Consider the following 24,486-nt stretch of genomic DNA (forward strand, 5'->3'; position numbering starts at 1 on the left):
TTAGAACGCTCCTCGGTTTTTTGTTGGTATGAATTAGAATGCAACCTTCTCACGTAAGAAGTCACTTAGTTCAGAGATTGGCATACGGACCTGTTCCATTGTATCACGGTGACGTACGGTCACTTGATTGTCTTCTAATGAATCAAAGTCAAATGTAATACAGAAAGGGGTGCCAATTTCGTCCTGACGACGGTAACGTTTACCAATAGAACCCGTTTCGTCGAAATCAACCATAAATTCTTTGGAAAGCTCAGCAAACACATTGCTAGCTTCATCAGAAAGCTTCTTAGATAGGGGCAAAATAGCCGCTTTATATGGTGCGATCGCAGGGTGGAAACGTAACACCGTACGAGAATCATTTTCTAATTGCTCTTCTTCATATGCATCACAAAGGAAAGCTAAAGTTACTCGATCTGCACCAAGAGACGGTTCAATGACATAAGGAATAAATTTTTCATTTGTAATTGGGTCTTGATAGTTCAAATCTTCTTTACTATGTTCCATATGACGCTTTAAATCAAAGTCCGTCCGGTCAGCAATTCCCCAAAGCTCTCCCCACCCAAACGGAAATTTGTATTCTATATCCGTCGTCGCATTACTGTAATGAGATAACTCTTCTTCACCGTGATCACGTAATCTCATATTGTCTTCTGACATACCTAGAGATAGTAACCAGTTTTTACAATAATCACGCCAGAAAGTGAACCATTCTAGGTCTTCGCCTGGCTTACAGAAAAATTCTAATTCCATCTGTTCAAATTCACGCGTACGGAACGTAAAGTTTCCAGGAGTGATTTCATTTCGGAAGCTTTTACCTATTTGCCCAATTCCAAATGGCATTTTTTTACGCATAGAACGTTGTACATGCTTAAAATTAAACGAAAATACCTTGAGCGGTTTCTGGACGAAGGTAAATTTCATTAGTGGAGGACTCTGTTACACCTTGGAAAGTTTTAAACATTAGGTTAAACTGGCGAATTTCCGTGAAATCATGGCTTCCACATTCAGGACACGCAATATTTGCTTCTGTCATTAATTCAGCCATTCTTTCAAAAGGTAATCCATCCACTACAATCTCTTCACCTTGAGCTTCGTAGGCGTCTTCAATTAGCTTATCTGCACGGTGACGAGCTTTACAGTTTTTACAATCGATCATTGGATCATTAAAGTTCCCAATATGACCCGAAGCCACCCATGTTTGAGGATTCATTAGAATGGCTGCGTCTAATCCGACATTGTACGGAGACTCTTGAATGAATTTTTTCCACCAAGCTTTTTTGATGTTATTTTTTAACTCTACTCCAAGTGGACCATAGTCCCATGTGTTAGCGAGACCACCGTAGATATCTGACCCTGGAAAAACGAAGCCTCGATGTTTAGCTAAGCTTACAATTGAATCCATAGACATATTCAACACTCCTTTATAAATGTTAGTTTTATAAGTTAACTGGACTCCTAAGGCAAATAAAAAAACTCGTCCTTAGGCTATAACGAAGCCTAGGGACGAGTTGTATACCCGCGGTTCCACCCTAGTTAATGCCAATAGGCATTCACTTTATGTAAAAAATAGCTCCAGACTGCCGTTTCCTTGACATTGCTAAGCTTTCACCATCCTTAGCTCGCTTCATAAGTTTGTCGAGTACTTATTGGTCTTTCACAGCTAACTATCCAGTTAAAAAGATGAAATTATTTTACCATGTTCCTTGACAAGACTCAACTATTATTAAAAAAATCGTCATGAGTATATTCATTGTCATTTTAGTATGAGTACAGTAAACTCTTCACATACTCAAAATTATTGATAAAGTAGGTAATAATATGAAAAAGATGGTTTCATTTTGAAGCCTATATTATATAATTAATACATTAAGTATAGCACTTTTAATTTGTTTTATTAGGTGGTGAGGACAATCGAACTAAATAAACGTCAAGAACATATCTTACAAATTGTGAAAGAAAACGGACCTATTACAGGTGAAGCTATTGCTGATCGTTTAAGCTTAACAAGAGCAACATTACGACCTGACTTAGCCATTCTAACTATGGCAGGGTATTTAGATGCTAGACCGAGGGTAGGTTATTTTTATACAGGAAAGACCGGAACGCAATTACTTACTGAAAATTTAAAGAAAATATATGTCAAAGACTTTCAGTCTATCCCTGTTGTCGTTTCAGAAAATGTTTCAGTCTATGACGCCATATGCACGATGTTTTTAGAAGATGTTGGAACATTGTTTGTAGTAGATGGTAAGTCCTATTTAGTAGGAGTATTGTCTAGAAAAGATTTACTACGTGCAAGTATCGGAAAGCAAGAATTAACGAGTCTACCTGTGAACATCATTATGACTAGAATGCCAAACATAACCGTATGTGAAAAAGATGACTTATTAATTGATGTCGCGAAAGATTTAATTGATAAACAAATTGACGCCGTTCCAGTTGTAAAACAGTTAGAGACCGGAGAAGTTGAAGTGGTGGGTAGAATTACAAAAACGAATATAACAAAAGCTTTTGTGTCACTAGCAGAAGAAGATATTTAGTGTAAAGGAGGGTATCAGGTGACAGAACCTATCATATACGTTGTTTCAGATTCTGTTGGAGAAACAGCAGAATTAGTCACGAAAGCAGCAATTAGCCAATTTTCGCAAAAAGCAACAACGATTAAGCGCTATCCGTATGTTGAAGAATTCTCCCATCTAGATGAAGTGTTATCACTAGCTGGAATGGACGGTGGAATGATTGTCTTTACTTTAGCGAAACCAGAGATGAGAGCTTACATAAATGAAAGGGCGAAGCTCCTTGGTTTGGATGCATTTGACGTAATCGGACCACTCCTTGATACATTTGCATCAAAATATGAATTATCTCCTTTAAATGAACCAGGGACGGTCAGAAAGCTGGATGAAGATTACTTCAAAAAAATTGAAGCGATTGAATTTGCAGTCAAATATGATGATGGACGGGACCCAAGAGGCATTTTACGTGCAGATATCGTATTAGTTGGCGTATCACGAACGTCCAAAACCCCTTTATCACAATATTTAGCACTTAAAAGATTCAAAGTAGCCAATGTTCCGGTTGTTCCAGAAGTAGATCCACCTGAGGAATTATTTCAAGTACCTCCTGAAAAATGTATTGGTTTAAAAATTAGTCCAGAAAAACTAAATACAATACGAAGAGAACGGTTAAAAGCGTTGGGACTAAATGATCAAGCAAGCTATGCTAACATTGAACGAATCAATCAAGAGCTTGTCTTTTTTTGAAAAAATTGCAGGAAAAATTAATTGCCAGGTAATTGATGTAACCAATAAAGCAGTGGAAGAAACAGCAAATTTAATTATTCATCATTTCCAAAAGAACGAAGGGACAGTCAACTAAGACTGTCCCTTGTCATTTTTGGCTCGGATAAATAAATAGGATGTCTTTTAAAATATATACAGTTTTTTAATAGTCAAATCGAAAAATTTATACTATAATAAAAAATCGTGATAAAAACTTAAAAGAATAGGTTTAGAGTGACCACATTACGAATAAACTATTTATTAGGTTATGTCAAGAGTTAAGGGAGAATATAATTCGACAAAATACAATGTATTTCTTTTATTTTCTTCATTTTTTAATAATAGAAGAAGGAAAATTTGGAGTGATGTAGAATAGTTAGTAATACATCAAAATCTATCAGGGTTATATATGTTGATGCAGATGCTTGTCCAGTTAAGGAAGAAACCTTACTGCTTTGTAGGTAATACGGCCTATCAGTGGTATTCGTTGCTGCTTATCAACACTAAAAGAATCAACCCGTTGAGGGAAAGTGGATTTATGTAGACTGAAAAGAGTCAGCAGATATCACGATTAATAACCTTGTTCGAAAAGGAGATAGTGTGATTACGGCTGATGTAGGTTTAGCTTCGATAGCTTTAGGCAAAGGTTCCATTGTATTGTCTCCATGAGGAAAGAAGTACGAAAAAGAAACAATTGATATTGTACTTCAATTTCGTTATTTATCTTCCGTTGAAAGGCAGAAGGGTAAATATGGAAAAAGGTCCTAAAGCATTTTCAGAAGAAGACAGAGACACATTTTGCTCCTCCCTAGAACAAATTTTTCAAGATCTTGCAGGAAAAAATCAAGAGAATGGGGAAGTGCATGATTAGAAATATGAATGGTGATGCTATGTGACAGGAAGAATTCCAGATGAGAAAGTAAATGAAATTCGCCAGTCCGTTGATATTGTGGATGTTATAAGTGATTATGTCCAATTAAAAAAGCAAGGAAGAAATTATTTTGGCTTATGTCCATTTCATGGAGAAAGTACACCTTCCTTTTCAGTGTCACCTGACAAGCAAATATTTCATTGCTTTGGCTGTGGTGCGGGAGGAAATGTATTAAGCTTTCTTATGGACATTGAAGGAAGTTCATTCACTGAAGCCTTAAAATCCGTTGCTGACCGTTCAGGAATTGCAGTAGATGTTTCGTTTCCAACAGATGCAGCAGACCAGGAGTCACCAGAGCAAAAATCCATCTTTGAAGCCCATGAATTACTAAGTAAATTTTATCATCATTTGCTCGTAAATACAAAACAGGGTCAAGATGCATTAGACTATCTTCAAAACAGAGGATTTACATTAGATACGATTAAGGAATTTAATATTGGATGGTCAGTTCCTAGTTGGGACTTCACTGTTAAGTTTCTTAAGAAGAGAGGTTTCTCTTTAGACGAAATGGAAGAAGCTGGCCTGGTGATTAGGAAAGAAGATGGAAGCTATTTTGATCGATTTAGATCAAGAATCATGTTCCCTATCTGGGATGAAAAAGGTCGAATCATCGCTTTTTCAGGTAGATCTCTAAATGATGAAACACCTAAGTACTTAAATAGTCCTGAAACTAAGGTCTTCAACAAGAGCCAAATTCTTTATAATTTCCATCGTGCCCGTCCTGCCATAAAGAAAAGCAGACAAGTTATTCTATTTGAAGGTTTTGCAGACGTCATTTCTGCATACGCAGCAAATGTACATACTGGCCTTGCTACAATGGGCACATCATTAACAGACCAACATATTCAATCCATTAAAAGAATGGCCGAAACTGTGGTATTAGCTTTTGATGGTGATAATGCAGGAATTCAGGCGGCCTATAGGTCGGCTAAGATGCTAACAGATAAAGGGATGTCAGTTCGAATAGCGGAAATACCCGATAGGCTAGACCCCGATGACTACATACGAAAATATGGTGGAGAAAGATTTTCAGAGAGTGTAATAGGGGCTGCTGTAACCTTTATGGCTTTTAAGCTATCCTACTTTAAAATAGGAAAAAACCTTCAAAATGAAGGAGATCAGCTTAAATATATAGAAGAAATACTAAGAGAAATCTCTCATCTTCAAAGTCCGGTAGAACGTGACTTATATCTTAAACAGTTATCTGAGGAATTTGAGATTTCATACGAAGCTTTAAAGCAACAACAAACGGCTATGTACTTTTCAGAAAGAAAACGTGATCCATCGCAGTTTGTTTCGAAAAAAGTCGCACAGTTACCTTTAGAAAAGAAAAATAAGCTGTTACCAGCCTATATTAATGCAGAACGTTATTTAATTGCTTATATGTTAAAGAATGAAGATGTTACTTATAAGGTTAAGGATCTATTATCTGGGGAATCATTTAATATTGATGAGCACCAAGCCATATTTACCTATTTATTAGCGTATTATGAAGAAGGCAATTTACCTTCAGCTAGTTCTTTTCTCTCATTCATATCTGACGATAAGCTAAGGCGTCTTGTTTCTGAAATTGAAATGCTGACAATACAAACCGAGATGAATCCGGTTGAATTGACAGATTATGTGCATTCTGTGATAAAACAGCAGAAGATGTTGACAATAAGGGAAAAAGAAGCTGAAAAAAAAGAAGCGGAAAAGCATAAAGATTATATTAAAGCAGCTGAAATTGCAATGGATATCATAAAGTTAAATAAAGAACTATCCCTGTATTAAGTTTTAGGATGTTGGAAGGAGGGGAACTAATGGCTGAAAAGTCAGCACGTTCCAAAGAAGTAGAATCAGAAGTTACCGTAGATCAGGTGAAAGAGCAGTTATTAGAATTAGGGAAAAAAGAGGCGTTTAACGTACGAAGATGTGGCAGATAAGCTATCAAGCTTTGACTTAGATAGTGATCAAATAGATGAATACTTCGAACAGTTAGGTGAACAAGGAATTGAGATTGTTCACGAAAACGATAGTGATTCTGACCCTAATGCAGAACAGTTAAACAAAAATGAAGAAGAATTTGATTTAAATGACTTAAGTGTTCCTCCTGGGGTGAAAATTAACGACCCAGTTAGAATGTACCTTAAAGAAATTGGGAGAGTAGATTTATTATCTGCTGAAGAAGAAATTTCATTAGCAGAACGAATTGAACAAGGTGATGAAGAGGCGAAGCGACGCCTTGCCGAAGCGAATTTACGTCTTGTTGTAAGTATCGCAAAGCGCTACGTTGGTCGTGGTATGCTATTCTTAGATTTAATTCAAGAAGGTAATATGGGATTAATTAAGGCTGTTGAGAAGTTCGACTACCGTAAAGGATTTAAATTCAGTACGTACGCAACTTGGTGGATTCGTCAAGCCATCACACGTGCCATTGCAGACCAAGCAAGAACAATTCGTATTCCTGTTCATATGGTAGAGACCATCAACAAATTAATCCGTGTACAACGCCAATTATTACAAGACTTAGGGCGTGAGCCTTCTCCAGAAGAAATTGGAGAGGAAATGGATCTTCCACCAGAAAAGGTACGAGAGATTTTAAAAATAGCTCAAGAGCCTGTTTCATTAGAAACACCTATCGGAGAAGAAGATGATTCCCATTTAGGTGATTTCATTGAAGATTCTGAAGCGCAGTCACCATCTGAGCACGCAGCATATGAATTGCTTAAAGAACAACTAGAAGATGTACTAGATACATTAACAGACCGTGAAGAAAATGTTCTTCGTTTACGTTTTGGCTTAGATGATGGACGAACAAGAACTCTTGAAGAAGTAGGAAAAGTATTTGGTGTTACACGCGAACGTATTCGTCAAATCGAAGCAAAAGCCCTGCGTAAATTACGACACCCAAGTCGAAGCAAAAGACTTAAGGATTTCTTAGAATAGAACCGATAAAACAATGGTTTTTTTAACCATTGTTTTTTTATTGCAGGAATTCTTACTTGTAATACCGAAATATAAAATGGGGTGACAACTAAGATGAATAAGCAAAGAAAAGATATTCTTATACAAGAAATTAAATATTGGAAAGAGAATCAATTGCTACCAAGTCATTATTGTGATTTTTTACTATCCCTTTACACAGAAGGAAATAGACCTGTAGAAACGGAACGTAAGGAAAAGAAAAATGGCTTTTCCTTCGTATGGCTGTTCTTATGCCTGCTAACTTTACCACTCTCTCTATTTGTCCTTTATTTTACTGAATTATCAATCATTTTGCAAACAGGTATTTTGTTAACTTTTGTCATACTACTATTTTTTATCTCATTTTATTATTCTACTAAGATAAATAGAGTGATCATACAAAGCATCATGCTGTTGCAAATTTTCTTAACAACCATGTTTTTATCGGAAGTATTGTTTGGTCCCTCACCTTCTATCATCAAAGGGACCGTTGTAATAAATTGTTTAGTTTGGATCGTAATAGGGCGTTTTAGTCAACAAAAGTATTTTATGGTAGCAGGAGTAATGGGGTGCTGTATTGTTGGAGTTTCTATATTTGTATAGAAACTCTTTTTATTTTATATCGTTCATTTTATTTAAATATTGAGAATATTCTTTTGTTTCCTTATAATAGCATTGTAAGCGCATTCAATATTAAGGGGGAATAGGGATGAATTTTCATTTGACTGAAGAACAATCCATGATACAAAAGACAATTAGAGAATTTTCCCATGAAGTTGTAGCAACAGGAGCGATTGAAAGAGACCGTTCAGGAGAGTTTCCGAAGGATATATTTCATCAATTAGGTGAGTTAGGATTAATGGGTCTTCCTTTCTCTGAAGAGTATGGTGGAGCGGGGGCAGATACAATTAGCTTTGCTATTGTCGTCGAGGAGTTAAGTAAGGCTTGTGCTTCGACTGGAATCACCTATTCCGCACATATCAGTTTGGGTGGGGCCCCTCTTCATATGTTTGGGACGCATCAACAAAAATTGGATTATTTAGTTCCGATCTGTTCAGGAGAAACTCTTGGGGCATTCGGACTTACTGAACCAGGTGCTGGTTCTGATGCGGGTGGAACGGCCACAACGGCAGAACAAAGAAAAGATTCTTTTATCATTAACGGTAACAAGTGTTATATCACAAACGCATCCTATAGTAAAGTAGTTCCAATAACCGCAGTCACTGGAACGAATACTGGTAAAAAGAAATTAGTGCTATAATTGTTCCAACATCAGCTAAGGGGTTCACAATCCATTCGGCTTATGAAAAGATGGGGTTAAATAGTTCAAATACAACAGAATTAGTTCTTGAGAACGTAGAAGTGCCTGTAGAAAACCTCTTAGGTAAGAAGGGGGAAGGGTATAAGCAGTTTTTAATTACATTGGATGGAGGTAGAATTGGGATAGGTGCAATGGCTGTCGGAATAGCACAGGGAGCTTATGAGAGAGCGCTGCAATATGCTAAAGAACGTAAGCAGTTTGGAAAGAGCTTATCTGAGTTTCAAGCCATTCAATTTAAGTTAGCGGATATGGCTATGAAAATAGAACTTGCTAGAAATATGGTTTATAAGGCAGCGTGGTTAAAAGATCAAGGAAAAAATTCACAAAAGAGGCTTCTATATGTAAATTATTCGCATCAGAAATGTGTATGGAGGTAACTTCACAAGCCGTTCAAATTCATGGAGGAAACGGTTATATGAGAGAGTATGAAGTGGAGAGAATGATGAGAGATGCAAAATTACTTGAAATAGGCGAAGGTACTTCTGAAATTCAGCGTATGGTCATTGCGCGTCAAATTGGTTGTATTTGAAGATTACTTTACTTCATTCTTAATGGGAGTGAAGTTTTTTTGTGTCAATTTTGCGAACAATATCGAAATTTTACAGGTTTCTACTTTTACTTTAAGGGAAATTGAAGTAAAATAATAGGTGCTTGTGTACTTATTTTAAGCTATACATAAGGGAGGTTAAAATCATGAATCGAAATCCGATTATTCCTTTCTTACTTATCATGGTAATGGGGATTGGTCTTGTGTTTTTCTTATCTTTAGAAGGCTTAGGAAATCAAGGTGAGCTTGCTCACGAGGGAGAAGAAACGACAGAAGGCGGAGAAACAGCTGCTGGATTTGATCCAGAAGCACACTATCAAAGCGCATGTATCGGCTGTCACGGTGGTAATTATGAAGGTGGAGTAGGACCAACATTAATTGGTGTTGGGGACAAATATTCTGCTGAAGAATTAAGTGATATTCTTATCAACGGTAAAGGTGCAATGCCTGGTAACTTAGTACCTGCTGATAACGTAGAAGCGATGGTAGAATGGTTAACGACATTAGAATAGACTTAACAAAGTAGCTTCTTGCTGTTGCAGGAAGCTTTTTTGTTGTAACATACATACTATACGTCTATCTTAGACAGTTTATGATAGAGAATAGAAAACGCGTAAAAGAAATGGTGATAAAGATGAATCAAGAAAAATTGTCCTTACGACTTGAAAAAGTAACCAATTACATAAGAAAAGGGTCAAAATTAGCGGATATAGGATCAGATCATGCGTATTTACCGTGTTATTGCATTCAACATGAGATTTGTTCATTTGCCGTTGCGGGTGAAGTAGTAAAAGGTCCCTTTGAATCTGCTCTAAAACAAGTAAAGAGTGTTGGTCTTGAAGATAAAATTGATGTTCGTTTTGGTAGTGGTTTAGAAGTAATCGAGCCAGGAGAAGTAGATTGTATCACAATCGCTGGAATGGGTGGGACACTCATAGCTACCATCTTAGAAGAAGGCAAAGGAAAATTAGTTGGAAAAGAAAGACTGATCTTGCAACCTAATATAAGCGCTATCTCTATTAGAAAATGGCTATATTCCAATGGGTGGGAAATAATCTATGAAGAAATAGTAGAGGAAGACGGGAAGATTTACGAAATCGTTGTAGCTGAAAAAGGAAATCAAGATGCACCTTATGAGGAATTAGAAAAAGAATGGTTGTTCGGTCCATTTCTATTAAAAGAAAAATCATCTATATTTAAATCGAAATGGATGCATGAATCTAATCAATGGAGAAAAATTCTTCAAGCATTAGAAAATGCAGATGAAACTGAAGAAGTGAAGAGAAAGCGTTTGGAATTAATGCAAAAAATTCAATGGACGGAGGAGTTGTTCTCATGAAAGAAGTGAAAGGTGAACGGATTATTCAATTATTCGAGTCATTTTCACCGAAGTACTTAGCCATGGATGGAGACCCTATCGGATTACAGATTGGAAGCTTAAGGCGACCAGTTAAAAATATTATGATTACACTAGACGTGTTAGAAGCTGTTGTGGATGAGGCTGTTGAAAAAAGGTAGACTTGATTATCTGTCATCATCCACCAATTTTCAGACCGTTAACAGCACTCAAGACAGATAGTGGTCAAGGACCTATCTTCGAAAAATTAATTAAACATGACATCTCTGTTTATGCTGCCCATACGAACCTAGACGTCGCAGTAGGCGGAGTGAACGATCTGTTAGCAGAAGCCTTAGACCTCCAGGATATTAAAGTACTTGCTCCAACTTATGAAAAAAAGATGAAAAAAATGGTTGTGTTTGTACCAACTACACACGCAGAGAAGGTAAGGAAGGCATTGGGGGATGCTGGAGCAGGTGAAATGGGTAACTATTCACATACTAGCTTCACTAGCCGAGGGGAAGGAAGGTTTACCCCAACTGAAGGGAGCCGTCCTTTTATAGGGGAATCAGGAAAGTCAGAAATCGTCAATGAAGTAAAGATTGAAACCATTTATCATGCAAAAGAAGAAAAAAGGATTCTTCAAGCTATGCTTCAGGCCCATCCATATGAAGAAATCGCCTATGACCTTATACCCTTAGACAATCCTTCAGAACCAATGGGGTTAGGTCGCATTGGTAGGTTAGAAGCCCCTAAAAGCTTACGAGACTTTTCTCTTCATGTAAAAGAAAAATTAGGGGTTGAAGCGGTAAGAGTAGTTGGAGATCTTAATGAGACCATTAATAAAGTAGCCGTTTTAGGTGGAGACGGAAATAAATATATTCATACAGCGAAATACCAAGGAGCAGATGTACTGGTGACAGGTGATCTTTATTTTCACACTGCACATGATAGCATGATGCTGGGATTACATGTAGTAGACCCTGGACACCACGTTGAAAAGGTTATGATAGAGGGAGTAGCCGAAAAACTTGCAGCCTTAGCTAGTGAGCAAAAGCTAGAGGTCAACATTATTCAATCGGAGACGGACACGAATCCATTTAAATTTCTATAAATAAAAAAGGAGTAGATTATTCTACTCCTTTTGTGAAAATTATGCTTGAATTTTAGACTTTTTAACCTTAGGTAGGATTTTATGAAGTGGAACGGTCGTCTCCCGTGTCCACGTTGTTTCATCATCAGAATTAAAGCTTTCAAGAAACTGGATAACTTCCTTGACGATAGGTGTTGGGGTAGAAGCTCCCGCTGTCACACCTACAGTTTCAACACCTTGTAACCATTCTAATTGGATTTCTGATACATCTGAAACACGGTAAGCTGGTGTTCCGGCAATTTCTGCTGAAACTTGAGCAAGGCGATTGGAGTTATTACTTTTTGGATCTCCCACAACAATCAGTAAATCCGTTTCCCCCGCTTGTTCTGCAACGGCTTCTTGACGGACCTGCGTCGCTAAGCAAATTTCCTTATGAGCTTCCGCGTGTGGATAACGCTCACGAATTTTCTCCATAATATCCATAACATCCCATTGGCTCATGGTTGTTTGGTTCGTCACAATGATTTTGTCTGACTTTATTGATAAGGAGGCAGCATCTTCACTGTTCTCGATTAAATGAACAATATCTGGCGCTACGCCAACAGCCCCTTCAGGCTCTGGATGTCCTTTTTTCCCAATGTAGATCACTTCATACCCTTGAGCCTTTTTCTCAAGAATTAAATCATGCGTTTTGGTGACGTCTGGACAAGTAGCATCAATCGCGGTAAGCCCCTTTCGTTCAGCAAGCTCACGAACTTCAGGTGAAACACCGTGTGCTGTGTAAATAACGGTACCCTTTTCTACTTTTCTAAAATTTCTAACCGATTAGCACCATCTAATGTAATGATGCCTTCATCTTCAAATGCATCTGTTACATGTTTATTATGAACAATCATTCCAAGGATATAGATGGGTCTTGGTAATGATTTATCTAGTGCCGCGTTTCTAGCAATGACCATCGCATCTACTACTCCATAACAATAGCCGCGAGGGGTAATTTTTTTACATTCATTTTAGGTATCCTCCTACTTACGTTAATCACGTATCGGATCGATTGATGATATACATAGTCTATTATATAGGAGAATTGTTCATCTGACAAAGATTAGAATGTGTTACCAGCTCAAGCTCCAAGCATTTCAATTTTCCACTTCAAGGTTATCCTTTCCAAGTCGTCATTTAAGAGAGGAATAGTCAAACATAAAGCTTAGGTTTTGAAGCGCGGTTCTTAGTGCTTAGATTTTCTTCATTAATAGGTAGTGTAGTAGATTTTTTGGGTTTTGATGTTGATGTTTTTTTACTTGTGTTTGGTTTTGGATCAGATTGTGTAGTTTCTTCGTTTACTATAGAAGTATCACTAGGTGTTTCAACCTCTTCGTCTGTATCTACATCTTTAAGACCTTTGTATAGCTTATACATGGCAGGTAGATTCTTCACAAGCGGACCGTATTGTTGTACCATAGGTCCAAATTGTTGAGCGGTTTTAATCACTTGTTGTGTGTTGGTTAAAAAGGAATTAATGGAAGAGGGGTTCATGGCCCCGCTTAATATCCCACTCGTTGCACCAGCACTTCTTTCAAATCCAGTAAGGGCATTTGCAGCGTTACTTACAGATGCCGCATCACCCGCTCCCGCTCCTCGCTGAAAAAGCTTACTGAGAATACCACCTGACCCTGAGTTGTTAGCAAGCTGAGTAGCATTACCAGAATTTTTTCCGAGTATAGCAGCTAGTGGTGATGTTCTTTGACCTGGTACGTTCCTCATTTGGTTGGACACGTTTGAAAATCCTCTCATCCCTCGTCCCATACCAAATGGATTGCCTCTTGGTGGCTGTGGGGGATATGGAGGCTGTTGAAAGATCATAGTTCGTCCTTCCTCCTTTCATCTGATAAAAATTTCCTGTGAATTCAACTAAGTTCTCTATAATGTATGCGTCTAAGTGTAAAATGCCTAAGGAAATCGCTGATATTTTTGTGTAGAATGTATATTTTTTGGCAAAACAAGAAGGGAGAGTAAAGGAATAAAGGAAAGGCTAGTATGTTTGTTCATTATTGATTATAATGGAAAGATAGTTCATTTTTTGGAACGTTTTATTAGAAGAAGGAGGGAAATCGAATGTCTTCCCAACAATTTAAGATATTTGAATTAAAACCATTTATAAATAAAGCCATTGAAAAGGCTGGATACAAGGAACCAACAGAGATTCAGCAATTGATTATTCCAATAGCCCTTAACGGAGATAGTGCAATTGGTCAATCGCAAACAGGAACAGGAAAAACTCTTGCCTATTTACTGCCTATTTTAGAGTCCATTAACCCGAATAAAGACGAAGTGCAAGCAGTAATTACAGCACCAACAAGAGAGCTTGCTCAACAAATCTTTACGGAAGCAATGAAGCTTGCAGAATTCTCAGAGGAAGAAATCACTGGAAAGTTATTCATTGGTGGAACCGATAAACAAAGGTCGATTGAAAAGCTAAAAAAGCAACCACACCTTGTTGTAGGTACCCCTGGTCGAATTAAAGATTTAGTGAATGAACAAGCGTTGAACGTATTTAGTGCAAATATGTTAGTAGTAGATGAAGCGGATTTAATGCTAGATATGGGATTCATCCATGATGTTGATCAAATTGCTGGAAGAATGCCTAAAGACCTGCAAATCTTAGTATTCTCTGCTACAATTCCTGAGAAATTAAAACCATTCTTAAACAAGTATATGGAAAATCCAGAGTATGCGAACGTACAACCAAAACAAGCTACCGCTGCCAATATTGAGCATATCCTTATTCCGAAAAGAAGTCGTGAAAAGGTGGCGGTTGTAGAAACCATTTTAAGTGGTATTAACCCTTACCTGGCCATTATTTTTACAAACACGAAAGTTAAGGCCGATGAAGTGGCAGCTGCCCTAAGTAAAAGAGGTATTAAAGTAGGTAGACTGCACGGTGGATTAACTCCTCGTGAACGTACAAAGGAAATGAAAGCGATTCGAAATCTTGAATATCAATATATCGTAGCCACTGATCTTGCAGCACGTGGAATTGATATTGACGGTGTTAGTCATATTATTAACTATGAACTACCTCAAGACCTAGACTTTTATATACACCGCGTAGGACGAACTGCACGAGCTGGATTAACAGGAGTCGCGTTTACTATTTACGAAGTATCAGATGAAGATGCTTTAAATCGATTAGAAAGTAGAGGAATAGAATTCCTTCATCAGGATTACCGACTAGGAGAATGGATTACTCTACCTGCGCGTAATAAGCGAAAAAATAAGAAAAAAACAAGAAGATGAAATGGATCAAAAGGCTAAATCAAAAGTTCGTAAACCGAAAAAAGTAAAGCCTGGTTATAAAAAGAAGATGAAATATGAAATGGAACAAATTAAAAAACGTGAACGACGAGTAAGTAAAAGAAATAAATAATGGTGAGAGGTGTAGGGGAAGTGTTAAAATTAGGATCTCATGTATCAATGAGCGGAAAAAAGATGTTATTATCTGCCAGTGAAGAAGCATTAAGCTACGGGGCAAATACGTTCATGGTGTACACAGGGGCACCTCAAAACACAAGAAGAAAACCAATTGAAGATTTAAATATTGAAGCGGGATTAGCTCATATGAAAAATAACGGCATAGAAGAGATTGTGGTCCACGCTCCGTATATTATCAATATTGGGAATTCTGTCAAGCCAGAAACGTTTGAGCTTGGGGTGAATTTTTTACGTCAAGAGATTGAACGAACTGAAGCAATTGGTGCTAGACAAATTGTTCTTCACCCTGGTGCCCATGTTGGAGAAGGTACTGAAAAAGGAATCAAAAAGATCATTGAAGGATTAAATGAAGCATTAACGAAAGAACAAAATGTCCAAATAGCATTAGAAACGATGGCAGGTAAGGGGACTGAGTGTGGACGTAACTTTGAAGAACTAGCTCAGATTATTGATGGAGTTCACCATAACGAAAAACTGTCAATATGCTTTGATACATGCCACGTTCATGATGCAGGATATAATATAGTTGAAGATTTTGATGGTGTGTTAGATAAATTTGATAGGATTATTGGACTAGATCGGTTAAAAGTACTCCATATAAATGACAGCAAAAACCCAATGGGCGCACATAAAGACCGTCATGAGAATATTGGATTTGGTCATATTGGATTTAAAACGTTAAACTATATTGTTCATCATCCATCACTACACGATATCCCAAAAATTCTTGAAACTCCTTATGTTGGAGAGGATAAGAAGGATAAAAAACCACCATATTTATTTGAAATTGAAATGCTAAGAAATGAAAGCTTTAATGAGAATGTAAAAGAATTGATTGTGCAATCATAAATGATCAAGCGTTGATCAAACAATAAGAAAAGCTGCTTATAAGATAGGGGTTCCTATTCGAGCAGCTTTCTTTTTGTTAAATTGTATATTTCATGCACTCTTAACCAAAACGTGTTAAATTTAAAAAAAGACGATTGACTTCTTTAGCTGTTTTAACTCCGGCAATTTTGGATATTTCTCTTATAATGACAGATCTCTCTGAATCATTAAACACATCATATTTTTTCCCTTTTAAAACCCCAGCTATGTTTACGGCTTCATTATTTGTTAAACTAATAGAATACTGTTGGGCATACTTCATTAGTTCATCTGCTGTTATGTTATTTATCTTATTATTAATGACAGACTTTATTAAATTCATGCATATCACTCCCTCAATGAAGCATATGCATAGAGTGAATGTTTATTGCTTGTACATTTTAAACTTGGAGGTTTCATTGTGGCAAAAAAGATACAATAAAAAAGAAAGTATCCCTCACCTACTATATAGAATGACGTTTATTATAATTGGAGCTGCTCTTGCTGCCGTTTCCATTGAGTTATTTCTCGTACCAAATAATATTATTGATGGTGGAGTCATTGGGGTGTCTTTGATTTTAAGTTATTTATTATCAGATCAAATTCCGTTTTTTAGTTTTGGTACGTTAGTCGTCGTATTAAATCTACCTTTTATGATTTCTGGATATAAACAGATAGGGAAAACATTTGTCCTATCATCCCTGTTTGGAATTGTATCATTAGCTGTTATCGAAAGTTTACTTCATCATATAGAGCCTTTTAACACAGATCAGACTATATTAGCGACAGTTTTTGGCGGACTAATACTCGGAGTTGGAGTAGGGCTAGTCATTAGGCATGGAGGCTCATTAGACGGAACTGAAATCCTTGGAATTCTCTTATCGAAACGTTTTCCTTTTTCTCTTGGAGAATTTGTTATGTTTATCAATATTTTCATCTTTGCTTGGGCTGCGTTTGTTTTTGGAATTGAACAGGCTATGTTTAGTATCATGACTTATTACATTGCATTTAAAACGATTGACACTGTCATACAAGGAATGGATGAAACCAAAGCGGTTATAATTATTTCTGAATTGTACACAGATGTTTCAGAGGCGATACTTGACAGACTAGGAAGGGGAACTACGATGCTAAAGGGTCGTGGTGGCTATACGGATAACGAAAAAGAAGTAATCTACGTTGTAGTCACGAGACTTGAAGTAACTAAATTAAAGTCCATTGTACAAGATGTAGACCCTAACGCTTTTTTGACCATCATGAATACCCAAGAAACAAAGGGAGCGAAATTTAAATCTGCTATCCATTAATTATGCGTTTAAGCCAGACAATGTCTAGCTTTTATACATTTACAAAACCATTTAATAAGTGGTATACTTCAATACAGAATAAATAGGAATGATTCTTAAAAAGGTGATAGAATGAAATCAGTAATAGAAATTGAAGATTTACATTATAGATATGAGCGAGAAACAGTGTTAAAAGACATAAATATATCAGTTCCTGAAGGAGCTTTTTTAGCGTTAGTAGGACCAAACGGTTCAGGTAAATCAACTCTTCTTAAACTCATTTTAGGGCTACTTAGACCTAAACAAGGGCGCATCCATCTGTTTGGGGAACCTATCCAGCAGTTTAGAGCATGGGAAAAAATTGGCTATGTTTCTCAAAAATCTAATTCGTTTAATTCTGCTTTTCCAGCGACAGTGTTCGAAGTAGTAAAAAGTGGATTGACCAAGAAAACAGGTATGTTTAAGTTTATCCCGTCGAGTAAGAAGAAAGACATTATACAAGCTATTACCTCAGTTGGAATGGAGCAATATATCCATAGAAATATCGGCGAGCTATCAGGTGGTCAGCAACAGCGCGTATTTATAGCTCGAGCATTAGTGAGTGAACCTAAAATATTGATATTGGATGAGCCTACTGTAGGGGTGGATCAACATAATGTCCAAAATTTTTATGATATGCTTCATATGTTAAATAAAGAAAAAGGGATTACTTTGGTGTTAGTTACTCATGATATTGGAACGGTTACCAATAATGTGACACATGTTGCTTGCTTAAATCGAGAGCTTCATTTCCACGGAAATACAGATGAATTTGAAAAATTTAATGACAAAGAAGTGTCAAGTTTATACGGTCATGATGTTCATGTATTGCATCATGAACATTAATAAACATTGGGGTGTCGTATGTTAGAAGCTATTTTTACTTATGAATTTTTACAAAATGCATTTATAACGGGTATTATTATTGGAATTATGGCACCACTTTTAGGTGCTTTTATCGTTGTTCGAAGATTATCCTTGATTGCTGATGGATTAAGTCATGTTACTTTAGCAGGAATTGCATCAAGTCTATTGCTAAGTAAAAACATTACATTTTTTGCACCGCTTAATCCCCTATATTTAGGAATGTTCTTTTCAGTTATCGGTTCTGTTTTAATCGAAAGGCTACGATTAGTGTATAAGCATTACGAAGAAATAGCGATTCCTATTATCATGTCTGGTGGTATTGGCTTAAGTGTCATATTTATTTCACTTGCAAATGGCTTTAATGCAGATTTACTTGGATACTTATTCGGAAGTGTGAGTGCAGTAACGAGAAATGATGTGATGGTTATTTCTGTCATAGCGGTTGCGGTAACGTTGACGATTATCTTTCTATATAAAGAATTATTTCTACTATCTTTTGACGAAGAATACGCAAAAGCATCTGGAATAAAAGCAAAATCAATTGATTTTATCTTTATTATTATGGTTGCTTTAGTAATTGCCGCTTCTATGAGAATTGTGGGGACATTATTAGTCTCTGCCTTAATGACGTTGCCCGTTGCAGCGAGTATAAGGATTGCAAGAGGGTTTAAGCAAACCATTGCTTTGTCCATTATTTTAGGGGAACTATCCGTCATCATCGGTTTAGTCTCTGCTTTTTACTTAGATTTAGCACCAGGTGGAACCATTGTTGTGACAGCCATCTTAATCCTATTACTAGTCATTATGGGAAAAAACTATACAGCAGTAAAGAAAGAAAGGAGATCATTTAGAATGAATGTCCAACAGGCTTTAGATATTTTAAAAGATGAAGGGTATAAGTTTACCGATAAACGCGAACAGATGCTTCAACTATTTGTAACAAGAGATAAGTATATTAATGCTAAAGAAGTACTTGAAAATCTAAAAGAAGATTTTCCTGGACTTAGTTTTGATACTATTTATCGAAATTTGTCCCTGTTTGTACAACTCGGTATTTTAGAAGAAACTGAATTATCAGGCGAACGCCTTTTTAGGATTTCATGCAAAAATGATCACCATCATCATCACTTTATTTGCACAGATTGCGGTAAAACAAAAGAAGTGCACAGCTGCCCCATGCCTTCTGTCAATGAAACATTTGAAGGATATACCATTACCGGTCATAAATTCGAAATTTATGGTCAATGCCCAGAGTGTTCATAAGTTTAAGACCCATGTATAAGGGAATGATGGAGGGGAGTCTTTGTTCGAAAGGGTGAGCGTATGGTAATCCAAAGTCAAAACCCTCTTACACCATGTAAGAGAGGGAGTAAGAATTGTGTTAGTAGTGTTAACAACCCTAGTCATTCGCATTCATATATCGAGCCTATATCATTCCACAATACTCCTTCAAGTGGGGATATTCTTAGCCTCATTAAAAGTGAATTAAAGAACGATCGGCATGCAACATTAACGGAAGAAAGGGACCATTTTCTTCATTATGTGTTCACAACTAGTTGGCTAAATTTTAAAGATGAGGTGTATTTTTTTCACGATCAGAATGAAAAGGTTGTGCATATAAAATCGTCTTCTAGAATAGGGTATTATGACTTTCATACGAATAGAAAAAGACTAGATAGAATTAGGCATGCAATTGAAACGAACATGCAGATTAAATAAAAACAAGGTCAACCCAATGGGTTTGACCTTGTTTTTATTTGCTTGTTTCTAGAATCCAATGTTCAATCCACTGATTTGCTTCCTGCCAGTCTTGTACTCGTTGAACGAGAGAAGGAACAGGTTCTCTGTTATAAGGGGTATCAAATAAAATAACCGGGATGTTTAACTCTTCGGCAATCATTACAGCATTATCATGTTTGTCTTCAAAGAAAACTTCTACACCATACTTTTTTGCTGCATTTAACTTATTGTGACTGCCAATTAATTCAATATGGTGATAATGTAAGTCATTTTCGGAAAACCATTTTTGAGTAACGTCTAAAAGATGGCTCGGCCTTGCAGAGATAAAGAATAACTCATGTTCTTCTTTCCAACTAGTTAATATAGATTTCGCCCCTTGAGCCATTGGACTTTCTTCATAAATAGTGGCCTCTGCTTGTTGAAACCATACCCAAAATTTTTCTGGATTTAAGTTTAAGCTTTTAGCTAAGTCATAATGTGTAATATCATCTAACGTCGCGGTTAGGTTGAATGCTTCATTTATGTAGGGAACGAGTGATGTAGGGCATGTTACTGTTCCATCTATATCGATTCCAAATCGTTTCTTTTGCATAGAAATCCTCCTTTTTTCTCTAAATCAGTTTATCATATCTTTTTCTGTCAAGCACTTTCATCTACAGGTAATCATTTCATATTGTAAAAATCAACATACTGCTCATACTAATACTGCTCCTTTAAAACCGAAAGTGAGGGATTGGTATGAAGGATGAAACAAGGTATTCCCCAACCAATTTTCAATACCCGGGGGTTAATGGTCATAATGAACGACATGAGGAAGTAACAGAGGATGTAACAGATAATTATAACGAAGAGGTTGCGGGAGAAATTGCTGTACCAACCTTAAATCAAGCTGAATTTATGAAAGATTCAGTTGATGATGAAGCCAGCAGTGGTAGTGTTTTCGGTTATGCAGGTCTTGCACTATCGATTCTCTCTTTGTTCATATTACCTGTCATTTTAGGAGCGTCAGGTATAATAATAGGCTTTGTGGCTAGAAGAAGAGGTGCTACCACATTAGGAAGCTGGGCAGTAGGTATAGGGGCCGTTTCCATTATCGTTGGATTGTTTGTACTACCTTTTTTCTAAGTCGAGGATTGATTTAGAGGAGCAAAGGATGTTGAGACAAAGAAAGGGAGACACCTCTTTGAAGGTGTCTCCTTTTTATTAGTTTGCTGCTAATTCTTCTTGGCGTTTCTTTTCAAAATATTCTTCAGCAATTTGGTCAATTTCTTTCTTCAGTTCTTCTACCATAATATCTTCTGGTACTTTTCTAACAATTTTTCCTTTTCTAAAGAGAAGACCTTCACCTCGTGCACCGGCAATACCGATATCTGCTTCACGAGCTTCACCAGGTCCATTTACTGCGCATCCTAATACAGCTACTTTAATAGGCGCTTTAATTTTTTGAATGTATTCTTCCACTTCATTGGCAATAGAAATTAAATCTATTTCAATACGTCCACACGTTGGACAGGAAATTAATGTAGCGGCGTTTGAAGATAATCCAAAAACCTTTAGAAGTTCACGTGCAACCTTTACTTCTTCTACTGGATCTGCACTTAAAGAGATACGTAAAGTATTCCCTATCCCTTTGCTTAATAGTGCTCCAATCCCTGCTGCACTTTTACTGTTCCTGCAAAAAGTGTACCAGATTCAGTAATACCTAAATGCAGTGGATAATCAAAAGCTTTAGATGCTTTTTCATATGCTTCAATCGCTAAATTAACATCTGATGCTTTCAACGAAACAACAATATCGTGAAAATCAAGATCCTCAAGAATTTTAATATGATGTAAAGCACTTTCAACCATCCCATCAGCAGTTGGATAGCCATATTTTTCTAAGATTTTCTTTTCAAGTGAACCAGCGTTAACACCAATACGGATTGGAACACCTTTTTCTTTGGCTGCTTTTACGACAGCTTCTACTTTTTCTCTCCGACCAATATTACCAGGATTAATTCGGATCTTGTCAGCTCCACCTTCAATAGCTAGTAGTGCTAGCTTGTAGTCAAAATGAATATCAACGACTAGCGGAATATTAATACGTTTTTTAATTTCTGGGATAGCTCTAGCTGCTCTTTCATCAGGACAAGCTACACGAACTACTTGACATCCAGCTTCTTCTAAACGATTAATTTCAGCAACAGTTGCTTCCACATCATGAGTTTTTGTTGTGGTCATGCTTTGAATGACTAATTCATTATTTCCACCAATTGTAAGGTTTCCAACCTTAATTGGACGTGTTTTAGTACGATGTATAATTTCACTCAAGAGTATTTCGCTCCTTTATACGTTCAAGAGTTAAGTAAACTAAGTTACTCCTAGTATTGTATCAGTAAAATTATCAGATTGACAACAATTTGAATGCAAGATGATTGTAATACTATTGTTAATACAGGGGGAAAACATATTCCTTTCCAATTTGTATCTCTTCTGGTACTAATCCATTGTTAAGTTTAGAAAAGTCTGCAACCAATTCATCGATTGGTACAGGTAAGCTACCGTTTATTTCGTTTTCTACAATGGTTATCAGTGTATCCCCTTTTTGAACGACTTTAACAAAGCTCATAGAATGGGAAGCTGTTTCAACAGGTTCATATTGATTCGAAGGATTTAGTAAGGGGACTGTTCCAACTGAGAGGTCAAAATAGATAGAATAAAGACAAACCAAGAGTAATAGTAAGACGAGAGGACGCTTCAATGAGAACATCTCCTTTATTCAATTCTTACTAAATTCTATTCATTCCATTGATGAATATTCTATTTTTACTAGAAAAAATAGTAGATTTTATCGACAAAAAGTCCTAATTTCAAACAAAATTCACGCTGACTTTACATTTCCTTAACAAAGTTTTGTCAGAATTATAATGAATAAATATGGAAGGGTGTTTCTTGTGAATCAATTATGGAAGAGTATACCAAAACGATTTCGTTTTAAACTCGATAATAAAAATAGTCTGAACCCAAAGAAGTTAAGAAACATACCAAGGCTTAGAATGGCATCAACTAGGATTGGCCTGCTAAACAATGTTTCGATTCGAATAAGGTTGTTACTAGCAACTCTGTTACTGTTGATGTTAAGTGGGACTGTCATTGGTGGAATTGCAATAAATCAATCAAAAAAGTCAATAATAAACATTATGGAACAAAAGCTTGAACGCGAGGTAACAAGCATCAATGATTTAAGTCAAAGTTTGATGCTTGTATATATTGGAAAAGAGGATAAATTTGAAAAACAGCTTCAAACTGCTGTAAAAAAACAAAATGTAGCGCTAACACAAGATGGATTCAATAGTGATTATTTTCTTGTTTCCAATGGGGTCGCAACTCCTTTTGATGCAAGTATGAATACTTCTCTTACTTTTAGTGATAAATTAATTCAAGAAATTGAAGATAAAGAAAAGGGTATCATCCATACTAAATTAAATGGTAAAGATTACACTTTGTCATTCTTTAACGTCCAAGAACTTGGAGGTGAATATTTAATTGCTGTTGAAGATGAGACCTATATGCAAAGCATCCAAGTTCTCGAAAGAACTGTATTAATTTCTATACTTGTCTCGATTTTAGTCGGAAGTATAATCGTATTCTTACTTGTAAATTCTTTAACATCGCCGTTAAATCGCTTAAGAACTTCTATGTTGCATATTAGAGAAGGGGATTTAACAGTTGATGTCCAAACTAATAGTGGCGTTCCTGAAATTCGGTCTCTTGAGAAAAGCTTTCTTAGTATGTTAGACAATATGAAAGACCTTATAAGAAATATTCAAAATACAACGAAGAATTTATCGGCAACAGGTTTAGATCTACAAGCTTCATCTAACCATCTTTTATCCGAAAATGAAATGATGATTGAAACAGTTCGGATGGTAAAACACGGGGCAGAGGAGACGGCTGGTACTTCAGAAAGCAGTATTAAACAGTTTTCTAGTATGAAAGATTTAGTCGAAACCGTCATTTCTCAAATGAATATGATATTTAGTAAAGCCAATGAAATGAATAATGCCGCAGTAGAGGGCGAAAAAACCGTTGGCTTAATGGGTGAATCCATGAATGAATTTGTCAAAGACTTTAATCATGTGACAGCAACTGTACAAGATGTACAAAAGCATTCCTTAACAATTGGCACGGTTGTAACTGTGATACAACAAATTGCAGAACAAACCAAATTACTAGCAATTAACGCTGCTATTGAAGCGGCACGTGCTGGAGAAGCTGGGAAAGGGTTTGCCGTAGTGGCAGATGAAGTTCGAAAACTAGCGGATCAATCGTCTAAAGCTACCGGTCAAATAAATGCAACCATTGAAGAAATGGAGTTTGTAACAGAAAAAGCATCCAATGAATTTAAGTCATTATTAGAGAAATTTCAAGAAAATGTTCAGACAACAACGGCGACTAGGGATTCATTTGACAAGTTAAAAGCAGAAATTTCTGAAGTAGATATTATGCTTACAAGTATAAAAACGGATTTACACTACGTTCAACAGTCACTCCCAAAAGTAGAAGCAACAAATGAATCATTTGCATCCATCTCTCAAGAAACATTAGCAAGCACCGAGCAAATGCTAGCAGCGTTTGAAGAACAACTATCTAATGTGAAGAATAGTCATGAAATTGGGGAAAAGCTAACCGATTTATCACATGGCTTAAAACAATTAAGCAGTCAATTTACAATTGAAAAGGATGTAAGTTACAC

At 36.5% G+C, this 24,486-nt stretch carries 18 protein-coding genes and 10 pseudogenes; 20 read left to right on the forward strand and 8 right to left on the reverse strand.

Annotated elements, in window-relative coordinates:
* Window positions 1-33: 33 nt before the first annotated feature.
* Window positions 34-1,408 (reverse strand): annotated as a pseudogene (locus M44_RS22500) (glycine--tRNA ligase).
* 493 nt (window positions 1,409-1,901) lie between these two features.
* Here M44_RS22500 and ccpN point away from each other — a divergent pair.
* The 10 genes and pseudogenes from ccpN (at window position 1,902) to M44_RS22515 (ending at window position 11,479) form a co-directional block, all read left to right on the forward strand.
* Window positions 1,902-2,540 (forward strand): transcriptional regulator CcpN, encoded by a 639-nt coding sequence (gene ccpN / locus M44_RS11110; RefSeq protein WP_010173612.1) that lies wholly within the window; start codon window positions 1,902-1,904, stop codon window positions 2,538-2,540.
* Between the two features lie 18 nt (window positions 2,541-2,558).
* Window positions 2,559-3,378 (forward strand): annotated as a pseudogene (locus M44_RS11115) (pyruvate, water dikinase regulatory protein).
* Window positions 3,379-3,881: 503 nt separating this feature from the next.
* The gene (locus M44_RS28230; RefSeq protein ID WP_237705271.1) at window positions 3,882-3,950 is read left to right on the forward strand and encodes a hypothetical protein; all 69 of its coding nucleotides are present in this window, start codon (window positions 3,882-3,884) and stop codon (window positions 3,948-3,950) included.
* Window positions 3,951-4,173: 223 nt separating this feature from the next.
* The gene (gene dnaG / locus M44_RS11130) at window positions 4,174-5,985 is read left to right on the forward strand and encodes a DNA primase (protein WP_010173620.1); all 1,812 of its coding nucleotides are present in this window, start codon (window positions 4,174-4,176) and stop codon (window positions 5,983-5,985) included.
* A gap of 29 nt (window positions 5,986-6,014) precedes the next feature.
* Window positions 6,015-7,140: pseudogene (gene rpoD / locus M44_RS22505) on the forward strand (RNA polymerase sigma factor RpoD).
* Window positions 7,141-7,233: 93 nt separating this feature from the next.
* Window positions 7,234-7,761: a hypothetical protein gene (locus M44_RS11140; protein WP_010173624.1), complete on the forward strand. Its 528-nt coding sequence runs from the start codon at window positions 7,234-7,236 to the stop codon at window positions 7,759-7,761.
* 106 nt (window positions 7,762-7,867) lie between these two features.
* Window positions 7,868-9,008: pseudogene (locus M44_RS22510) on the forward strand (acyl-CoA dehydrogenase family protein).
* A gap of 164 nt (window positions 9,009-9,172) precedes the next feature.
* A complete protein-coding gene (cccA, locus tag M44_RS11150; RefSeq protein ID WP_010173627.1) occupies window positions 9,173-9,538 on the forward strand; it encodes a cytochrome c550 in 366 nt (121 codons plus the stop codon).
* Between the two features lie 122 nt (window positions 9,539-9,660).
* A complete protein-coding gene (locus tag M44_RS11155; protein ID WP_010173629.1) occupies window positions 9,661-10,365 on the forward strand; it encodes a tRNA (adenine(22)-N(1))-methyltransferase in 705 nt (234 codons plus the stop codon).
* Window positions 10,362-11,479 (forward strand): annotated as a pseudogene (locus tag M44_RS22515) (Nif3-like dinuclear metal center hexameric protein). Before M44_RS11155 ends, M44_RS22515 begins: the two are co-directional and overlap by 4 nt.
* Window positions 11,480-11,518: 39 nt before the next feature.
* Here M44_RS22515 and M44_RS22520 read toward each other — a convergent pair.
* Together M44_RS22520 and vrrA are read right to left on the reverse strand one after the other, a co-directional pair.
* Window positions 11,519-12,417, reverse strand: a pseudogene (locus tag M44_RS22520) (4-hydroxy-3-methylbut-2-enyl diphosphate reductase).
* 235 nt (window positions 12,418-12,652) lie between these two features.
* Entirely contained in the window at window positions 12,653-13,321 is a 669-nt protein-coding gene (vrrA, locus tag M44_RS22525; RefSeq protein WP_010173638.1) for a VrrA/YqfQ family protein, read from the reverse strand.
* 252 nt (window positions 13,322-13,573) lie between these two features.
* On the opposite strand from vrrA, the pseudogene M44_RS22530 reads away from it, so the two are divergent.
* A pseudogene (locus M44_RS22530) lies at window positions 13,574-14,885 on the forward strand (DEAD/DEAH box helicase).
* A 20-nt stretch (window positions 14,886-14,905) separates the two neighbouring features.
* Complete coding sequence (locus M44_RS11180; RefSeq protein ID WP_010173644.1) at window positions 14,906-15,799, forward strand: deoxyribonuclease IV; 894 nt, start codon at window positions 14,906-14,908, stop codon at window positions 15,797-15,799.
* Between the two features lie 100 nt (window positions 15,800-15,899).
* Here the strand turns inward: M44_RS11180 and M44_RS11185 are convergent, their stop codons facing one another.
* Window positions 15,900-16,160: a DUF2624 domain-containing protein gene (locus M44_RS11185; protein WP_010173646.1), complete on the reverse strand. Its 261-nt coding sequence runs from the start codon at window positions 16,158-16,160 to the stop codon at window positions 15,900-15,902.
* 130 nt (window positions 16,161-16,290) lie between these two features.
* Here M44_RS11185 and M44_RS11190 point away from each other — a divergent pair, with 130 nt between their 5' ends.
* The 5 genes and pseudogenes from M44_RS11190 (at window position 16,291) to M44_RS11205 (ending at window position 19,728) form a co-directional block, all read left to right on the forward strand.
* The gene (locus M44_RS11190) at window positions 16,291-17,124 is read left to right on the forward strand and encodes a YitT family protein (protein ID WP_237705272.1); all 834 of its coding nucleotides are present in this window, start codon (window positions 16,291-16,293) and stop codon (window positions 17,122-17,124) included.
* Between the two features lie 111 nt (window positions 17,125-17,235).
* Window positions 17,236-17,988: a metal ABC transporter ATP-binding protein gene (locus M44_RS11195; protein ID WP_010173650.1), complete on the forward strand. Its 753-nt coding sequence runs from the start codon at window positions 17,236-17,238 to the stop codon at window positions 17,986-17,988.
* A gap of 18 nt (window positions 17,989-18,006) precedes the next feature.
* Window positions 18,007-18,840: pseudogene (locus M44_RS22535) on the forward strand (metal ABC transporter permease); the annotation flags it as partial.
* A gap of 21 nt (window positions 18,841-18,861) precedes the next feature.
* Complete coding sequence (locus M44_RS27015) at window positions 18,862-19,272, forward strand: Fur family transcriptional regulator (RefSeq protein ID WP_010173652.1); 411 nt, start codon at window positions 18,862-18,864, stop codon at window positions 19,270-19,272.
* A 60-nt stretch (window positions 19,273-19,332) separates the two neighbouring features.
* Entirely contained in the window at window positions 19,333-19,728 is a 396-nt protein-coding gene (locus M44_RS11205; RefSeq protein ID WP_010173653.1) for a DUF1499 domain-containing protein, read from the forward strand.
* A 34-nt stretch (window positions 19,729-19,762) separates the two neighbouring features.
* Here M44_RS11205 and M44_RS11210 read toward each other — a convergent pair whose 3' ends face one another.
* The gene (locus M44_RS11210) at window positions 19,763-20,341 is read right to left on the reverse strand and encodes a 5' nucleotidase, NT5C type (RefSeq protein WP_010173655.1); all 579 of its coding nucleotides are present in this window, start codon (window positions 20,339-20,341) and stop codon (window positions 19,763-19,765) included.
* A gap of 146 nt (window positions 20,342-20,487) precedes the next feature.
* Here M44_RS11210 and M44_RS11215 point away from each other — a divergent pair, with 146 nt between their 5' ends.
* Window positions 20,488-20,874 (forward strand): hypothetical protein, encoded by a 387-nt coding sequence (locus tag M44_RS11215; RefSeq protein WP_010173657.1) that lies wholly within the window; start codon window positions 20,488-20,490, stop codon window positions 20,872-20,874.
* 78 nt (window positions 20,875-20,952) lie between these two features.
* On the opposite strand, the gene M44_RS30220 is transcribed toward M44_RS11215, so the two are convergent.
* From M44_RS30220 to M44_RS11225, 3 genes and pseudogenes are all read right to left on the reverse strand, one after another.
* Window positions 20,953-21,210, reverse strand: a complete 258-nt coding sequence (locus M44_RS30220; protein WP_474371658.1) for a hypothetical protein — start codon at window positions 21,208-21,210, stop codon at window positions 20,953-20,955.
* A 165-nt stretch (window positions 21,211-21,375) separates the two neighbouring features.
* Window positions 21,376-22,061 (reverse strand): annotated as a pseudogene (gene ispG, locus M44_RS30225) ((E)-4-hydroxy-3-methylbut-2-enyl-diphosphate synthase); the annotation flags it as partial.
* A 118-nt stretch (window positions 22,062-22,179) separates the two neighbouring features.
* Entirely contained in the window at window positions 22,180-22,491 is a 312-nt protein-coding gene (locus tag M44_RS11225; protein ID WP_010173659.1) for a hypothetical protein, read from the reverse strand.
* Window positions 22,492-23,428: 937 nt separating this feature from the next.
* On the opposite strand from M44_RS11225, the pseudogene M44_RS29950 reads away from it, so the two are divergent.
* Both M44_RS29950 and M44_RS29955 read left to right on the forward strand, forming a co-directional pair.
* A pseudogene (locus M44_RS29950) lies at window positions 23,429-23,479 on the forward strand (hypothetical protein); the annotation flags it as partial.
* A gap of 360 nt (window positions 23,480-23,839) precedes the next feature.
* Window positions 23,840-24,486, forward strand: a 647-nt coding sequence (locus M44_RS29955) for a methyl-accepting chemotaxis protein (protein WP_420167109.1), incomplete at its 3' end; no start/stop codon positions are given.

Source organism: Bacillus coahuilensis m4-4 (genome assembly GCF_000171615.1).
GTDB lineage: Bacteria > Bacillota > Bacilli > Bacillales > Bacillaceae_K > Bacillus_T > Bacillus_T coahuilensis.

Bases quoted from the DNA above. Each gene is read 5' to 3' on its own strand.
- M44_RS11155 (WP_010173629.1), top strand. From the start codon at position 9,661: ATGAATCAAGAAAAATTGTCCTTACGACTTGAAAAAGTAACCAATTAC.
- M44_RS11190 (WP_237705272.1), top strand. From the start codon at position 16,291: ATGACGTTTATTATAATTGGAGCTGCTCTTGCTGCCGTTTCCATTGAG.
- cccA (WP_010173627.1), top strand. From the start codon at position 9,173: ATGAATCGAAATCCGATTATTCCTTTCTTACTTATCATGGTAATGGGG.
- vrrA (WP_010173638.1), bottom strand. From the start codon at position 13,321: ATGATCTTTCAACAGCCTCCATATCCCCCACAGCCACCAAGAGGCAAT.
- M44_RS11215 (WP_010173657.1), top strand. From the start codon at position 20,488: ATGAAGGATGAAACAAGGTATTCCCCAACCAATTTTCAATACCCGGGG.
- M44_RS11185 (WP_010173646.1), bottom strand. From the start codon at position 16,160: ATGAATTTAATAAAGTCTGTCATTAATAATAAGATAAATAACATAACA.
- M44_RS11140 (WP_010173624.1), top strand. From the start codon at position 7,234: ATGAATAAGCAAAGAAAAGATATTCTTATACAAGAAATTAAATATTGG.
- M44_RS11195 (WP_010173650.1), top strand. From the start codon at position 17,236: ATGAAATCAGTAATAGAAATTGAAGATTTACATTATAGATATGAGCGA.
- M44_RS27015 (WP_010173652.1), top strand. From the start codon at position 18,862: ATGAATGTCCAACAGGCTTTAGATATTTTAAAAGATGAAGGGTATAAG.
- M44_RS11210 (WP_010173655.1), bottom strand. From the start codon at position 20,341: ATGCAAAAGAAACGATTTGGAATCGATATAGATGGAACAGTAACATGC.
- M44_RS11205 (WP_010173653.1), top strand. From the start codon at position 19,333: ATGGTAATCCAAAGTCAAAACCCTCTTACACCATGTAAGAGAGGGAGT.